Source organism: Acidithiobacillus thiooxidans ATCC 19377 (assembly GCF_009662475.1).
In the GTDB taxonomy this organism is placed as follows: domain Bacteria; phylum Pseudomonadota; class Gammaproteobacteria; order Acidithiobacillales; family Acidithiobacillaceae; genus Acidithiobacillus; species Acidithiobacillus thiooxidans.
The window spans coordinates 2,702,740-2,717,336 of sequence record NZ_CP045571.1 but is presented as its reverse complement, the minus strand read 5'-3'; the positions used below and the strand labels follow the sequence as shown (position 1 = coordinate 2,717,336).

14 protein-coding genes and 1 tRNA gene are annotated in these 14,597 nt (G+C 51.8%); 6 read left to right on the top strand and 9 right to left on the bottom strand.

Annotated features, from left to right (window positions below):
• Nucleotides 1–24: 24 nt before the first annotated feature.
• From GCD22_RS14235 to GCD22_RS14225, 3 genes are read right to left on the bottom strand one after another with little or no spacing between them, the layout of a single operon-like run.
• Nucleotides 25–915: a diiron oxygenase gene (locus GCD22_RS14235; RefSeq protein WP_031572200.1), complete on the bottom strand. Its 891-nt coding sequence runs from the start codon at nt 913–915 to the stop codon at nt 25–27.
• A gap of 18 nt (nt 916–933) precedes the next feature.
• The gene (locus tag GCD22_RS14230) at nt 934–1,899 is read right to left on the bottom strand and encodes an NAD-dependent epimerase/dehydratase family protein (RefSeq protein ID WP_024894608.1); all 966 of its coding nucleotides are present in this window, start codon (nt 1,897–1,899) and stop codon (nt 934–936) included.
• The gene (locus GCD22_RS14225; protein WP_031572199.1) at nt 1,899–2,984 is read right to left on the bottom strand and encodes an LLM class flavin-dependent oxidoreductase; all 1,086 of its coding nucleotides are present in this window, start codon (nt 2,982–2,984) and stop codon (nt 1,899–1,901) included. Before GCD22_RS14225 ends, GCD22_RS14230 begins: the two co-directional genes overlap by 1 nt.
• A gap of 86 nt (nt 2,985–3,070) precedes the next feature.
• Here GCD22_RS14225 and GCD22_RS14220 point away from each other — a divergent pair, with 86 nt between their 5' ends.
• Nucleotides 3,071–3,247, top strand: a complete 177-nt coding sequence (locus GCD22_RS14220; RefSeq protein WP_244947536.1) for a hypothetical protein — start codon at nt 3,071–3,073, stop codon at nt 3,245–3,247.
• Between the two features lie 6 nt (nt 3,248–3,253).
• Here GCD22_RS14220 and orn read toward each other — a convergent pair whose 3' ends face one another.
• Nucleotides 3,254–3,817 carry an oligoribonuclease gene (orn, locus tag GCD22_RS14215; protein ID WP_031572198.1) on the bottom strand — a complete coding sequence of 188 codons (564 nt, stop codon included), beginning with the start codon at nt 3,815–3,817 and terminating at the stop codon, nt 3,254–3,256.
• 532 nt (nt 3,818–4,349) lie between these two features.
• Between orn and GCD22_RS14210 the strand changes: the two genes are divergently transcribed.
• Both GCD22_RS14210 and GCD22_RS14205 read left to right on the top strand, forming a co-directional pair.
• Nucleotides 4,350–5,033, top strand: a complete 684-nt coding sequence (locus tag GCD22_RS14210; protein ID WP_024894606.1) for a response regulator — start codon at nt 4,350–4,352, stop codon at nt 5,031–5,033.
• Nucleotides 5,030–6,325 (top strand): sensor histidine kinase, encoded by a 1,296-nt coding sequence (locus tag GCD22_RS14205; RefSeq protein ID WP_010640407.1) that lies wholly within the window; start codon nt 5,030–5,032, stop codon nt 6,323–6,325. The genes GCD22_RS14210 and GCD22_RS14205 overlap by 4 nt, the downstream gene beginning before the upstream one ends.
• Nucleotides 6,326–6,427: 102 nt before the next feature.
• Here GCD22_RS14205 and GCD22_RS14200 read toward each other — a convergent pair whose 3' ends face one another.
• The 5 genes from GCD22_RS14200 to GCD22_RS14180 form a co-directional block, all read right to left on the bottom strand.
• Nucleotides 6,428–7,807, bottom strand: a complete 1,380-nt coding sequence (locus GCD22_RS14200; RefSeq protein WP_031571214.1) for an alkaline phosphatase D family protein — start codon at nt 7,805–7,807, stop codon at nt 6,428–6,430.
• A 98-nt stretch (nt 7,808–7,905) separates the two neighbouring features.
• Nucleotides 7,906–8,622 (bottom strand): TonB family protein, encoded by a 717-nt coding sequence (locus GCD22_RS14195; RefSeq protein WP_226842554.1) that lies wholly within the window; start codon nt 8,620–8,622, stop codon nt 7,906–7,908.
• Nucleotides 8,619–9,014, bottom strand: a complete 396-nt coding sequence (locus tag GCD22_RS14190) for an ExbD/TolR family protein (RefSeq protein ID WP_031571218.1) — start codon at nt 9,012–9,014, stop codon at nt 8,619–8,621. Before GCD22_RS14190 ends, GCD22_RS14195 begins: the two co-directional genes overlap by 4 nt.
• Nucleotides 9,015–9,017: 3 nt before the next feature.
• Entirely contained in the window at nt 9,018–9,695 is a 678-nt protein-coding gene (locus tag GCD22_RS14185) for a MotA/TolQ/ExbB proton channel family protein (RefSeq protein ID WP_024894603.1), read from the bottom strand.
• Nucleotides 9,696–9,762: 67 nt separating this feature from the next.
• Nucleotides 9,763–11,964, bottom strand: a complete 2,202-nt coding sequence (locus GCD22_RS14180) for a TonB-dependent receptor (protein WP_140391102.1) — start codon at nt 11,962–11,964, stop codon at nt 9,763–9,765.
• Between the two features lie 325 nt (nt 11,965–12,289).
• Between GCD22_RS14180 and GCD22_RS14175 the strand changes: the two genes are divergently transcribed.
• From GCD22_RS14175 to GCD22_RS14165, 3 genes are all read left to right on the top strand, one after another.
• Nucleotides 12,290–12,376: transfer RNA gene (locus GCD22_RS14175), tRNA-Leu, on the top strand.
• 74 nt (nt 12,377–12,450) lie between these two features.
• A complete protein-coding gene (locus GCD22_RS14170) occupies nt 12,451–12,966 on the top strand; it encodes a DUF3568 family protein (protein WP_081577466.1) in 516 nt (171 codons plus the stop codon).
• Nucleotides 12,967–13,066: 100 nt separating this feature from the next.
• The gene (locus GCD22_RS14165; RefSeq protein ID WP_153940849.1) at nt 13,067–14,473 is read left to right on the top strand and encodes an MFS transporter; all 1,407 of its coding nucleotides are present in this window, start codon (nt 13,067–13,069) and stop codon (nt 14,471–14,473) included.
• Nucleotides 14,474–14,597: the final 124 nt, after the last annotated feature.

The window sequence follows — 14,597 nt, the reverse complement described above, 5'->3', positions numbered from 1 at the left end:
CAAATTATAGCAGGAGGAAAAAAATCACAAGGCAAAGCCTTGGGTGCGCAGAAAGTCACGACTGGGGTTTGCACACTGGTTCATCAATGCAATCCGGTGCGGATTGTGACGGGCGCGACGCGCCCAGACCCGGGGATGGCTCAGGCCGGCCGCAGCATAAACTTGTTCTGAGGGGAAAAAGCAGGTGCGCAGAAACTGTCGGAATACTTCGCGCAACACCGGGCTGATAGCCTTTTTTTTCAGGCTATGCATGGCCTGACTGCGCATCTGGATGGTCGTCCGGGCAAAAGCCATATGCCGCGCTTCCTCGCGCATGTGCACATGGGTAATGGCGAGCACGGCAGAAGGAAGATCCTTACGGGCGAAAATCAGGCGGTTCATGCGATCGGGCACATCCTCGCCGATGAGAATAGTCGCCCAAAAAGCCGCAGAACCCTCTGGAGCGTAGCGGGCGAACAGACGTGCCAAGGGCGGACGCTCCCCAAGAGGGGTCATAAACGGCAGATGGGAACGCTGCTGGAGCTCCAGAAACATGAGACTATGCCCGACTTCTTCACGCAGTTCGTGAAGCTGGTAATGATAGCCCTGGGGATCGCGATACATCTCGTGCAGGGAGTTGGCACTGAGTCGCTGGATGAACAGTGCCTCCAGCCAGAGGCCCAGCTCACAAAATGAAACAAATTCCACCTGCGAAAGCCGGGTGCGTTCATCCACGCTGAGCTGCTCGTATTCCGGGAGCCCATAAAGGGAAACCAGGGAATCCGGCAGCCAGGCACTGTCAGCATCCAGACTTTCCCAGGGGATGGTGCTGACCGGATCCCGGTATTGGCTGCTATGTGCAGACAAGCGTTTGACCAGCGCATCATGATGGCGCTGAATCCGGGCCTGGACGGGGATGTTGGACGCAAAAGTCATGCGCTATTGTGCCATGGTCTAGGAGACCCTCCAAGCTTTAAGCGGACTGAGACCCTGGGCCTGACGTAGGGAGGACAGTGCTTCGCTGACGGAGTAGCGGGCTTGCCAGCCAAGTGTCTCTTGAGCGCGGCGGGTATCGACAATGAGCGGATTTTCCAGAGCCTGAAGCCAGCCCGGATCACCCAAAGCCCGATTGAAGGGCCGCAGACGGCGATGGATGCGATGTAACTGTCCCGGGTTCAATGGTAAAGACCAGCGGCGCGGAATGCTGGACCACGGGACAGGTTCTGCTGCGGCAATATTGAACACTCCACCATGGGCGTGATCCAGAGCAGCAATGATGGCGCTGGTCGCATCTTCTTCATGCAGACATTGGATGGGTAGACCCGGGTTCTTCATGCGTACATTAAAGGGGCTGGTCGCAATGGCGTTTACCAGTTTTTGCCCATGGGGGCCGATGATGGCATGAAGACGCAATCGGGTAACTGCCAATGCCGGTTGTTGGGCGGAGAAAATATCCAGCCAGGATTCCAGTGCCGCCTTGTCTTCACTATAGGCAAAACCGGGCACCGGCCGGCAGGGCCAGTTTTCATCCAAGGGAATGGGATTATCGGGCCAGGCACCGTATGCGGCAACACTGCTGGTGTAAATGACATGTCGCACGCCGGCGCTGGCCGCTGCTTGAAAAAGGTGCTGGCTACCGCGCAGATTGATGTCGCGCATCTCGCTGCGCCAACGGTTTTGCGGCCCCAGACGGGGGCTGAGAACCACAAAAGCCAGGTGAATGATCTGGTCGATGCCTGCCAGCTGCTCTGCAAGACACGGGTCGCGAATATCCATGCTGAAGTAGCGCATTTTGGCAGAGCTAAAAGCGGGCGGGTGAATATCAACAGCAATCACCTGCTGAATATCCGGCCGTTGCACGAGAACCGGAAGTAATGCTGCAGCCGTATGACCAGCAGCACCAGTAACCATGACCCGCATCAGCGAGCTTCCGGCGGGTTCAGGAAAGGAATGACTTCTTCCGCGAGCAGTTGCAGGGAACGCCGGGTAACTGCACTGGGCACCATGCCTGCGCCAACCGCCAGAATCAGGCGATCAACTCCGGCACGTGCATATCTGGAAAGCTTCTTTCGACAGGTTTCCGGATCACCGACCACCACCATGCCCATACTTTCGAGCATGCGTAAACTCAGGCCGCGCCGCAGCAGGGGCTCAAGGAAGCCGAGCCGGTGATAGTATTCATAGCTTTCCCGCAATTGCGCGAGAACCGGCCTGGTCTGATCCAGCAAGCGTTGATAGTACCAGGTAAATCCCTCAGCCAGCCGTCTGGCTTCAGCGGCATCTTCCAGGCAAAGGCAACCAATGGTCATGGCAAATCCATTATTTTGTCCGGCCTGCAAAGGGCCTTGACCATGTTGCTGTTGCCAGCTCTTTTTATAAGCGCGTAAATCCTGTTTGATCATGAACCAAGGCTTGAAGGGTCCGGAGAGTACCCCGATGCCTTCCTGAGCGGCCCACTGAAAGGTGGCGGGACTGACGGCTGCTGTCCACAGGGGGGGGTGAGGTCTCTGGATGGGTTTGGGTAATATATCCAGATTTTCAAACTGATAAAGTTTATCCTTGTGGCTGAAAGCAGGTCCTCCAGCCGCACGAAGAATTTGCAAACCTTCCTGCATATGTTGGCGGCTGTCGGCCATTTGGCTGCCGAAAAGTTGATATTCCTTGGGAGAAAAGCCGCGACCAACGCCGAGCTCCAGACGACCATTGCTGAGAATGTCCAGGGCGGCAACCCGTTCGGCAACCCGGATTATGTGATTATAAGGCAGTACCACAACAGCATGTCCCAAGCGCAATTTGCTGGTACGTTGACTGGCAGCAGCCAGAAAGATTTCGGGGGCGCTGGAATGCGAATACTCGCGCATGAAATGATGCTCTACCAGCCAGGCACCATGAAAACCCAGCTGGTCCGCCAGGCTGAGTTCGTCTAGCGTTTCGTGATAAACTTGGGCTTCGCTGCGGCCCTGATGTTCGGGAACAGCAAGTTCGTAGAAAAGATCAATTTTCACTATTGAGGAGCCTCCGTGACCCAGATTGCATCTACTCCGCGCCAGATTGCCGAACGCTTGCAAGAGCCATACTAACATCAGAACAAATGCGCCTGCACTGGGCGGATGAAAGTACGGGCATTCATTACATGGAAGTCGTTATGCCCCTGGAGTGGCAGGAAAGTCCGGAGGGAGACTACCTGCTTTGCAAGGTTCTGGCAGAAAATCTGGAAGTGCGGGTACGGGTTGAGCTGATCCAGAATCTTCCGGCACCGGTAAAATAACGGGATCTACTTTTCAGGAGACTCCAGAAGCTGCGGAAAGATCTTCTCCCGATAGTAAGCCAGTTCGTCAATGGATTCACGGATATCCGCCAGGGCCTCATGTTTTTCTGCTTTGGGAAATCTCGGGAAGCCGGGATACCAGCGGGAAGTCAGCTCTTTAAGCGTGCTGACATCAATCATCCGATAGTGAAAAAAGCGCTCCAGTCGGGGCATCAGTCGTGCCAGAAAACGCCGATCCTGGCAAACACTATTGCCGCAAATGGGCGAAGTTCCGGCAGCAACATGCGCGCTGAGAAAATCCAGGGTCTGGGTTTCCACGGCCTGGGTATCCAGGCGACTTTCTCGCACCCGCTGAATCAGCCCGGATTGACCATGGGTACGCTGATTCCAGTCATCCATTTTGGCCAGCACAGTGTCGGGATGATGCACGGCCAGCACCGGCCCTTCGCAGATAATGCGAAGCTGGTTGTCGGTGACAATGCTGGCGATTTCAAGAATTTCATCCTGCTCAGGGTGCAGACCGGTCATTTCAAGATCCACCCAGACTAAGCGTTGGTTTTTGGGGTCCATACGACATCCTTGTTGAACAAGCAACAATAGTGTAGCATGATAACCACGATATAAAAAAAGACGGATCAAAGATCCGTCTAATAGCCGCAAAACAACCGCTACAAAACTGTTTCATACCTAAAGCACTGCGGCCTTCGGGCCGACGGTGCATAAAATTCTTAAAGCGCTCCCTCTTTCTGTGAGGTTTGGGTACGTTGCGCCCTCGCCATGGATTGCATAATACGGACGTTTTGTTTCTGGAATATTTCCGCAAAATACCCTGTTTGATTTTTTTTGAAGGCCCGTTTGCTTGTTCACAGCGCCCATAAAAAAAGACGGATCAAAGATCCGTCTAATAGCCGCAAAACAACCGCTACAAACCTGAAAGCATAACCGTTTTTATTATTTACCGGCTTGCTGAAAAACGCGCTCCACTCTATCTTTTGGTTTGGGTACCGCTGCTGCCTATGGTGTTATAGTAGGCGGTAAATATTTCGGGAATATTTCCTGATGGGGCACTGTGCTTCACAGGGAAGAACAAGCGAGGCAGGTTATGGCGGTCGTGTTGATAGTGGATGATGATCAAAGGCTTGCAGACATGCTACGGGAGTATCTGGTAGCACAGGGACTTGCGGTTTTGTTGGCAGCCAATGGCAAGCAGATGCGTCAACACCTGCTTGCTGGCCCAATAGATGTCATCGTATTGGACTGGATGTTACCAGGACAGGATGGCATCAGTCTGGCCAAAGAGTTACGCAGCAAGGAAGGCGGCCCGCCCATTCTGATGCTCTCGGCCCGGGGAGAGGATGACGAGCGCATTCTGGGTCTCGAAAGTGGGGTGGACGACTATTTGGCCAAGCCTTTTAACGCCAGGGAATTGTTGGCGCGCTTGCGCGTACTGTTACGGCGTAGCGGTAAGGATGAAGGTGCTGACAAGGTAGAGATCGGAGAATTTCACCTGCAGATTTTGGAGCGCCGGCTATATCGAGGCGATGCTGAGGTGGACATCAACCCGGCGGAAATGGATTTATTGCTGGTTTTTGCACAACGACCAAAACGTATTTTGAGCCGGGATTTGCTGTTGCAACTTTTGGGCGGCGAAGAAGATGGACGCTTTGATCGCAGTATTGATGTACGCGTAACCCGCTTACGAAAAATACTGGAAGAAAATCCCCGCCAACCGCGTTTTTTGCAGACAGAGCGTGGCTTGGGCTATCGTTTTGTGCCGGGTCCATGACTTTGCGGCGGGGCAGAAATTTATTTTCGCAGACGGCCTGGACGCTGGGGCCGGGTATTGTCATTTTACAGATTCTTACCTTGGTGATAGTTGTTTTGACCGTGCTTTATCCATTGGCAGAACGATCGGCGGAAGATCTGGCCGGTCTGATTGTGATCAGCGCTAAAACCTACACCGAGCTTTCGCCCGAAAAACGACCGGCTTTTCTGGAAAGCCTGCGTGCCGATAATGGGGTAGAAATTTCGGCGCAACTGGACCGTACAATCAAACATACGCATGGCCATATTTATGGCTGGCTTTTGAGCCAGGCACTCAGTAAACGTCTGGGAAAACCCGTTCCCGTAGATGTCTTGGGTGGCGCGGTACGAACTTTCTGGGTGCCGGTAAACATTTCCGGACAAACCATCTGGGTGCATTTTGATCGGGGGCGCCTCGCTTCATCACTGCCTATCGCCATGATTTTTGTTTTGGTCTTTTCGACCCTGGCGCTGGTGGTTTTGACCATGATTCTGGTACGCAGGGTTTTAAAGCCGCTGGATGTTATCTCTACAGCTCTTCAAAGCTCGCTCAAAGCGCCATTGCCAAGCTTGCCACCCAGCGGAGCCTATGAGTTTCAAAATATTCTCGATATTTTTGCTGAATTACGCACGCGTTTGCAGGCAATGATTAATCACCAGTCTCTTTTATTGACGGGCATTTCCCATGATTTACGTTCGCCTTTGGCCCGATTGCGCATGGCTTGGGAACTGCTTCCGGAAAATACTCCCCGGCATTTGCACGATGGCATGTTGCAGGACATCGAGCGCATGGACGCGCTGCTGGCACAATCGCTGGATCTGGGGCGCGGTATGGCGGCCAAAGTGGCAGATTTCGATTTGATGGTTTTATTGCAAGAAGTTGGCGCCGATTTTGAGCGGGCAGGGGGGCGATGGCATGCCCAGTTGCCTCGCCGTTATGCTTTTCGGGGAGATCGGGAAGCTTTACGTCGTTTGTTGTCCAACTTGCTCGATAATGCCATACGCTACGGCGGCGGAGAAGTTCGCGTGGAGTTCAGAAAAATGGCCAACCAGGTTCTGATCCGGCTCTGTGATGCCGGTCCGGGAATTCCGGAAATCGAGATGGAAAAGGTTTTTGAGCCATTTATTCGTCTGGATGATGCCAGAGGGCATGGTGAGGGAAGTGGATTAGGCCTGGCTATTGCCCGCCAGCTGGCCGAAGCACAAGGCATGCGCCTGCGTCTGATGAATGGGGCTGGGGGTGGTTTATGCGCAGAATTATCCTGGCCCGTTTGAGGCTGCGAAATTCAGGATTCCACCAGGAACAACAACGGCGCGGGCCAAAGTCGCGGCAAAGGCTGCAGGCCCAGTGCCGTTAGAAGATGTTGGTTTTTTGGCTCAGATGTAGCCCAGATCGGCGCTGCTGATTTGATGTTCCCAAAGGGTCTTACCCTCGGTGGATTTGCAACTCAGGAGTAGATGACGCCCCGCGCCCTTGCCGAGGAATTCAATGCTGCAGTAGTTTCTGGCTTGTATCAATGTCCCTGGCACTCGATAGGGGTTGGCGTCTCCTTTGGCCGGACTTGAGTTGAGTGGAGAGCTGGTGAGTTCCCAGAGGGGATAATCGTGTTTGCCGGAGTAATGCGGGCGGGGTCGGCGCATTAATTCGCTGATATGCCGATCTCCCGAAAGAAACAATAATCCCCTGATCTGATTATTCTGGAGCCAGTCCATAAAATCCTGACGTTCTTCCGGATATAAATTCCAGCCTTCATAAGCATCGTCATCATTAAAAAGTTGGCCACCTGCGGCAATAATTTTGAAATGCGCACGAGAGCTGAGCAGGGCGTTTTTTAACCAATCCATTTGCGCTTTGCCAAACATTTGCTTGCCGCGTGACAAGTGGGCAGCATCTGCATCGCGATACCAGCGATCATCCAGCAGAAAAAAATCGGCATCATTCAGGGTGCACTGGGTAAATACCCCGGGTATTCCTGGTAGGCCATAAGAGGGATTCGCCCAATAACTCTGAAAAAGGCGGAGTGCACTTTGTTTCAGGACAAAACTGCTGTCGCTGTCATTGGCTCCGTAATCATGATCATCCCAGATAGCTATCTGTCGCGTAGATTGCAGAAACTTTTTCAAAGGCGGAAAGGCGCGATCCGTCCAGTAGCGCATGGCCATTCCTGCAGGACTTTGAATGTCGGCTTCGCGAAAATAAAGATTATCTCCTAACCAGATCATCATATCGGCGGCTTCAGCGGTCATGGGATCATATATTTCGTACCCACCCCCATATGCTTTGCCCGGCCGATCATATTGCGGATCGTTGATGTACGCGCAAGACCCCGTGAGGACTTTGAAATCCGGAGCGGGATGACGCCATTGCCAGAGTTCAGGGGTATGTATTTGCAGATTTTTTCCGCTCCAGGTTTTGCCGTCCAATTGTATTTCAGTTTGGTAGGTTGTATTCGGGGCAAGGTCATCCAAGGTGAGCAAGGCGGTATAAAACTCCCTGGCGCTGGTGCTTATTTCGCTGCTGTTTTCACGTAAATGCGGTTGATGGACGGGCCAATAAGCGATACTCACCCTGGCAGGTCCCAAAGTCTGCATCCAGATGTTGGCTGAGCGTTGCGCCGGATAACCGGTCATGGGCCCGGCATGCAGGCTCGTGGCACGGACCGGCACCGGCATGGCAAAAGCGGTCACGGGCAGGCTGAGACCAAGCCCTAAACCCAGTCCTGAGTGAGTTATAAATTTTCTACGCGAAATGTACATCGGTATTGGCTCCCTCTTGGAATAAGATATTTACCCCGGATATTTCAGCTTCTGTGACTGTGGTCTAAATAGCTGCAATCATCCGGGTCTGTTAAGGATTATTCGTTTTGATCACTAAGTTTGAACTCCACCCAGATGCTCAAATCGAAGCTTTTGTCCTTGAGACCTGCGGGGACGGTGGGCAGGCGGGCATTGCGCAAGGCGGCAATGGCGGCGTTATCGAAGGCACTCATGCTTCCTTTTTGCATGATTTTCACCTCACTAATCTGGCCGTTATGAAGGAAAAAGTGCAACTGTACCCGTCCATTTTCACCCAGCATTTTTGCAGATTCCGGAAAACGGACCGCTGCCTGAATGGCGCCTTTTACTTGTGCCAGATAGTCCTCGCGCACGGCCGGGCTTACCGGAGCAGGACTCTGCGGGGGAGGCGGTGGTGTCGCTATGACTTTGGGTGCCGGAGCTTGCACCGGGCTGGGCAATGGTGATGGTGGCACCGGAATTTTCTCCTGGGGTTTGGCAACAGGGTGTGGAACCGGCCGTAGCGTTGGTCGTGGAGTCGGTCGCGGTACGGGCTTTGGTTGTACCTTTGGCTTGGGCGTGGGTGGCAACGGTTTGGGCGGAGCGGGTGGCACCAGGCTGATGGTAACGGGGGCATTGATGGCTGCCGGTGGGGGAGTCTGTGTTGCACTTTGCCAGATCAGTACAGCGACAAAAGCCGATTCAATGGCGGCTGCAATCACCAGCGCCTTGAGGTTGCCGTTACCACTTGGTGCCTTGACCAGACTTCCCAGCGGACGCAAATCTGCGGACATCATGACACGGGTTTGGCGGCAAGGCCGATTGCGGTGACGCCGGCATGACGACAGGCATCCATGACTTTTACCAGGGCCTGAATGTCGGCACCTTTATCGGCGGCAATGGTTACCTGGGTTTCTGAGGGGTTCCCCCCCTGGCGCAATTGGGTTTCGAGATCCTGAAGAGTGATGGTTTTGTCCTTGATTTCCAGGCTGCCATCGGCATGTAGGGTCAATACCACTTTGGGTTTGGGTAATTCCTGAGCAGAACTGGAACCGGGAAGGTGCGCTGGTAGTCCTTGGCTGGGAATCATGTGGACGGTGATCATGATGAAGAAAATCAGCAAAAATAGCATGATATCAATCATCGGGATAATCGCGACACGCCCTTTTTTCATTTCGAGGTATTGCATGACTCAGGCCTCTTTCGCCGCATAAATGACAGGCTGGGTCTCGGTAGCATTCAGGGCATGACTATGGTCCAGTCCGGACATACGATTGATGAGCATGCTGCGTAAGGTTTCCATTTGGTGTACAACAAAACGCATCTGGTTTTGCAGACCATTAAAACTGACCAGACCGATAATGGCGATGACCAGACCGGCTGCAGTGGCCATCAGGGCTTCAGCAACACTTCCGGTAATGGCCGTGGGATTGTTGGCCACGTTGTTTAAAATCTGAAAGGCATGAAACATACCGATAATGGTGCCCAGAAGACCCAGTAGGGGGGCCAGGGTAACCGTGGTATCCAGGAGCCAAAGACGCTTATCCAGCAAAGGGACCTGACGCATGACCGCTTCCTGAAGAATCTCAGAAAGCTGCGCGCTGTCCTTGATATTGGGGAAACGGATGGGGATCTGGAGCAATGCGCGGAATGGAAATTCGGCAGAATCCGCCAGAGGACGCAGGCTTTGCTCCTTAATGTCCGGAAGTTGTTCCAGAGTGCTCGCCATTTTTTCGCCGAGGCGACTCATGCGGCTTAAAAACAAAAAACGTTCTATGCTCACCCATAAAACGATCAAAAGGAGTACAGGCATGATATAAAGAATACCGCCGGATTTGGCGGCAATGCTGGCAATAGTTGCAAAGTCCATGTTCGTTTACTCTCTTAAAAGTGACTCTCCAGAATGATCTGGAGAGGTTGTGCTGAATAATGACTACTTAAAAAGTGGCATCAATACTCGCATAAACATTGGTGGGAAGGTTGAGCTTCAGATTTGGATTGCTGCTGCTGCCGGTATAGCTCTGTACAAAGCGGCGATCAAACAAATTGTTCAGGTTGAGGCTGGCAGTCACATTTTTGAAGCCCAGGGACTGGCCAAGGGGCGCATTTCTGAAGGTGTAACGTAGAGAAGCGTCCGCAAAGAAACGACTACCCAAAGGCAGAAATTTTCCACCCAGGTTGTAGTACGACTGCCCCATCTCATGTAAGGAAACTGTTGCTCTCAGGCCATGGTAACGGGCAATTAACCCCAGTGCCTCGGTATGATGCGGAGCATAGGGAAAAGGCTGATGAGACGAGGTTAAACGGGCGTCGAGGACGCCGAAGTTGGCGTAGGCACTGAAAATATCGTTCAGCACGACGTTATTTTGCCAGGAGAGGCCCTGATTTATGGCCGTACCCGCGTTTGCCAGCACAGTCTGATTCAGCGATCCAACCAGTATGGTCGTACTTAAAATGTAGTTCTGGAAATCGACGCGGAAGGCCTGGAGACTGGAGCTCCAGGGGCCGATGTCCCAGTGTGTACCGAGGCTGTAGGTGTTGGCTTTCTGGGGTTTAAGCTCGGCATTGTAGGTTCCGGTATAAAACTGGTTGTATCCTGGAGGATTGGTATTTTGGGTAAAATTGGCAAATGCATGCCAATTGTCGGTGATGCGCAGATTGGCACCCACAGAAGGTAATACCGAGCCGAAATTCACATTGAATTGACCAGGCTTGTTTTGCGCCAGAGCCACTGTATTTTTAAAATCCCGGGTGACATAAAGATATTTAAAACCGGCAGCCAGGGTAAGTGCATCAACAGGCTTGTAAGTTAAGTTGATATAGGGCTGATAGGTGTTGGTGACCACCGGCTCCGAATAGGAAGATCCAAGATAGGTGTTACTGGCACTGAAATAACGGGAATCGTGCAGTGTATTATTATGATTGAACCAGAAACCCAGTTCTGTGCTGACCGGACCAAGCGGATAGATGATGCGGGCCAGATTCCCCCAGCGATGAGTATTGTTAACGCTATTTCCCAGTAAAACGCCATTCCTTGCAGGAGAAAATCTGCCAATCGTCCCTGCTGGTGTCAGTAGTGTCTGGGTATATGTAGTTGCGCTGGCGCTGAATCCATTTCCGTAGTAATAGTATAATTGATCGGAAAACTTGACCTTGCCAATTTCGCCTTCATATTTGGCGTAGCCCAGCCAGTTCAGGTACTGGTTATAGTTATATCCCGTGTAATTATAATTAGCCTTGCCGTCCGGGAGTAGAGGATTGCCGGTATAACTGTTGTAATCTTGTCCGTATTGGGCAATTTGCGCTGCTGTGGCGCCATTATAATAGTTGAAGCGTTGATTGTTTTGAGAGAAAAATAAAGTCAGGGCACCGGGTCCGATCTGGGTGACAGATTTGAATAAAAACTGATTTTGCAGGGCAGCATTATTTTGAAAGTACCCATCCCGTTGGATTTTATTCACATAGATCCACGCCGAGGTTGGGGCAAAGCTTTTGGCAAAAAGACCGGTGTTGATCAAACCGCCGACATTGTATTTACCAAAAGATCCAGCTCCGACAATAGGCCGCACAAACGGTGATGGCGAAGGCTTGAGGCTGTAGGTTTCTACGGAGCCTCCGAAAGCAGAAAGCCCGGGGATCGCTGCGGATTCAGCGCCGGGATAATATTTGGTGCCGGCTATCAGTACAGAGGGGATAAACTCGTTGGTATAATAGGTATAACTGTCATTATCATTGAGCGGGATACCATCCAAGGTAAAATTGATCAGTGATTTGCCGAATCCGTTGATGTAAACGTCATCGCCATCCATGCTGTCACCACTGCTGACGACCATGGCGTTGGGCATATTGTTCAATACCTGGGTATAGGAGTCGGTGGGTGCCAACATTTCAAATTGCCCCCGGGTGATCAGGGTCTCCTGATTGGTGGCTTTTTTATTGAATTTCTGGATGCGCTGGATGTCGCTTTTGGGCGTTTCTCCGGTATTGACATTAGGACTGCTACCGAAGAAATCGTTGCTGGCTGTAGCCGTTCCGGTTACAGTCCCCAAGGATTCATCAGCTTCTGCATTGATGCCGTAGAGGCTCACAGTGGCGCTAATAATGGCAAGATAAAGTACTTTCTTACGACGATTGATCATGACTGGCTCCCTTCCGTTAGTGTTTGACGCAAAAAACCCTAACAACGCAATTTTCAAGTTTGCATTGCCTTAAACCCTGCCATATCTCATCTGAGCTTACCGTGCGGTCAGAAGAGGGCGGTATTTATTTCAAACAGTTGTTTTGGGCTTACGCTTGGTTATTTAATTGTTGTTCATAATTTACAATGCTAATGTGACAGTATGATGACAGTTCTGTGAACCTTTTATGACAGTGGGTTGGTTTTTCTGGGCTGAAATAGATTGTAGGGCATGGACAGCTCTTGAAGCCTATGGGTTCTGGTGGTATTATCAATAATGTTATTTTGCCGGGATGGCGGAACTGGTAGACGCGCCGGACTCAAAATCCGGTGGTGGTGACATCGTGTCGGTTCGAGTCCGACTCTCGGTACCAAATATGATTTGAACGGCCCGGTTGATCCGGGCTTTTCTGTATTTGGCTTTCAGGTGGTATGGAGGAGCAGGTACATGTTGATTCAAAGACGTTTTACCTATTTGGCTTTGGCTGCTGCGGTCTCCGCCCTTCCCTTGGGGGGGTGCGTTGCTCTCGTGGCTGCCGGTGCTGGTGGTGGCGCTGTAGCCTATGTGCAAAATGGCGGGGTCGCCAATTTTTATGCGTACTATCCAGCTTCCATGAATCGGGTAAGCGCTGCTTCTCAGGCGGCATTTGCAGACATGGGCATACGCTATAATGGTGAAATCCGCAAAAGTCCTTCCAAATATCTGTTAGAAGGGATGACCACGGAAGGAGATACTGTGCGGGTAACCTTGACCTCCATGGCAACGGATGTCACCAAGGCGAATATTCGTATTGGTACCTTGGGTAACAAATCGATGTCCTTGCAGTTTCAGAAGCTGCTTTCCCAGCATTTGGGTTTGGCTGCCAGTGCGACAGCGCCGACGAGTCTCCCGCCTGCGCAAGATAATGTTCCTGCAGAAGCGGCGCCGCAGCAGCCATCTCAGGAAACCATCCCCCTACAGTAGGGCATGGGGAAACTGTCATAAAAGTGTCATAAAAAGTTCACAATACGGTCATAATTGGGGTGTAGCCTATCGTAAGGTCAAGACTAGAAAGGAGACCACGATGGCAACACCGCAAGGCAGTTCAACACAAAACAATGTGGCAGATGCACTCAACTCTGTCAGTTTCAGTCCGTTTCATCTTAAAGCCATGTTTGCGTCCGCAATGGGCTTTTTCACTTCTGCTTATGATCTTTTCATTATTGGTACCGCCCTGGTACTGATCAAGAGTGAGTGGCACTTGGGCGCAGCCGAAGTCGGGCTGATTGGTTCCATTTCGCTCATCGCCACTTTTGTGGGTGCCTACGTATTTGGTACCCTGGCGGATCGGCTGGGCCGCAAGGCCATTTACGGCCTTGAAGCACTGTTGATGACCGTCGGTGCACTCCTATCCGCTTTTGCGCCGGATGTGACGGTGCTGCTCATCGCCCGCGTTATTCTGGGTTTGGGGATTGGTGGAGATTATCCGCTCTCTGCTGTGCTGATGAGCGAATATGCGAACGTCAAATCCCGTGGTCGCATGGTCAGCCAGGTTTTTTCAGCCCAGGCCATTGGTTTGGTAACAGGTCCGGTAGTGGCTCTAACGCTGCTGGCGGCGGGTGTGAATCATGATCTGGCCTGGCGTCTGATGCTGGGACTGGGAGCTTTACCGGCGGCCGCCGTTATCTATATTCGTCGTACCCTACCCGAATCTCCGCGCTGGTTGGCCCGTGTCAAAGGCGATGCCGTAGCCGCAGGCAAGCAACTGGCTTCATTCAGCTTGGGAACGGCCACGGCTACAGTTCAGGATAAAATTGTCAAACAACCCCTGAGCCGTTACTGGTTGACCCTGCTGGGTACAGCCGGTGGCTGGTTCATGTTCGACTATGCCTATTATGGAAATACCATTTCCACGCCCATGATCATGTCGCATATTGCCCCGCATGCCGATGTGGTGACCAGTACGGCTTTGAGTTTGATGGTATTTGCTATTGCTGCTGTCCCCGGTTATTTTCTGGCGGCGTTTACGATTGATCGTGTCGGTCATAAAACCCTGCAGATGCTGGGATTTTTTCTGATGGGATTGATGTTTCTGCTGATTGGTGCTTTCCCGGTGCTGACTGAATCTGTGGGTGTTTTTCTTGTGCTTTACGGGGTTTCCTACTTTTTTGCGGAATATGGCCCCAATACCACCACCTTTGTTCTGGCTGCAGAGCTTTTCCCGGTCAATTTACGGACTACCGGACATGGCCTGTCTGCAGGAACAGCCAAAGTAGGTGCTTTTTTGGGCGCTCTGATTTTCCCGATCTTGCTGCATGATTATGGTTTGCATGGAACTTTGATGATCACTTTCTTTTTTGCTCTGGCTGGTTTGCTGCTCACGGCTTTTTGCCTCAAGGAGCCTGCTGGTAAATCTCTTGAAGAAGCCAGTGGTGAAGATATTGTGGTGCCGATGCGCAAGAATACCTCTGCAGGGATGACGCCTTCCTGAGGTTTTCATGATGAATCATCAGGCAGGTTTTTTACCTGCCTGATTTTATAAATGAATGCCTTTTGCGGAAAAAGATGTGCGTAAATTTTTTTCCGGAAAGTGCGCAGTTATTGATTAATCAAAA

What these genes read in the sequence shown, in the direction of transcription:
- GCD22_RS14180 (WP_140391102.1), bottom strand. Translation starts at nt 11,964, where the DNA reads ATGATCAATCGTCGTAAGAAAGTACTTTATCTTGCCATTATTAGCGCC.
- GCD22_RS14205 (WP_010640407.1), top strand. Translation starts at nt 5,030, where the DNA reads ATGACTTTGCGGCGGGGCAGAAATTTATTTTCGCAGACGGCCTGGACG.
- GCD22_RS14195 (WP_226842554.1), bottom strand. Translation starts at nt 8,622, where the DNA reads ATGATGTCCGCAGATTTGCGTCCGCTGGGAAGTCTGGTCAAGGCACCA.
- GCD22_RS14185 (WP_024894603.1), bottom strand. Translation starts at nt 9,695, where the DNA reads ATGGACTTTGCAACTATTGCCAGCATTGCCGCCAAATCCGGCGGTATT.
- GCD22_RS14190 (WP_031571218.1), bottom strand. Translation starts at nt 9,014, where the DNA reads ATGCAATACCTCGAAATGAAAAAAGGGCGTGTCGCGATTATCCCGATG.
- GCD22_RS14220 (WP_244947536.1), top strand. Translation starts at nt 3,071, where the DNA reads ATGCGCCTGCACTGGGCGGATGAAAGTACGGGCATTCATTACATGGAA.
- GCD22_RS14235 (WP_031572200.1), bottom strand. Translation starts at nt 915, where the DNA reads ATGACTTTTGCGTCCAACATCCCCGTCCAGGCCCGGATTCAGCGCCAT.
- GCD22_RS14170 (WP_081577466.1), top strand. Translation starts at nt 12,451, where the DNA reads ATGTTGATTCAAAGACGTTTTACCTATTTGGCTTTGGCTGCTGCGGTC.
- GCD22_RS14210 (WP_024894606.1), top strand. Translation starts at nt 4,350, where the DNA reads ATGGCGGTCGTGTTGATAGTGGATGATGATCAAAGGCTTGCAGACATG.
- GCD22_RS14200 (WP_031571214.1), bottom strand. Translation starts at nt 7,807, where the DNA reads ATGTACATTTCGCGTAGAAAATTTATAACTCACTCAGGACTGGGTTTA.
- GCD22_RS14165 (WP_153940849.1), top strand. Translation starts at nt 13,067, where the DNA reads ATGGCAACACCGCAAGGCAGTTCAACACAAAACAATGTGGCAGATGCA.
- GCD22_RS14230 (WP_024894608.1), bottom strand. Translation starts at nt 1,899, where the DNA reads ATGCGGGTCATGGTTACTGGTGCTGCTGGTCATACGGCTGCAGCATTA.
- orn (WP_031572198.1), bottom strand. Translation starts at nt 3,817, where the DNA reads ATGGACCCCAAAAACCAACGCTTAGTCTGGGTGGATCTTGAAATGACC.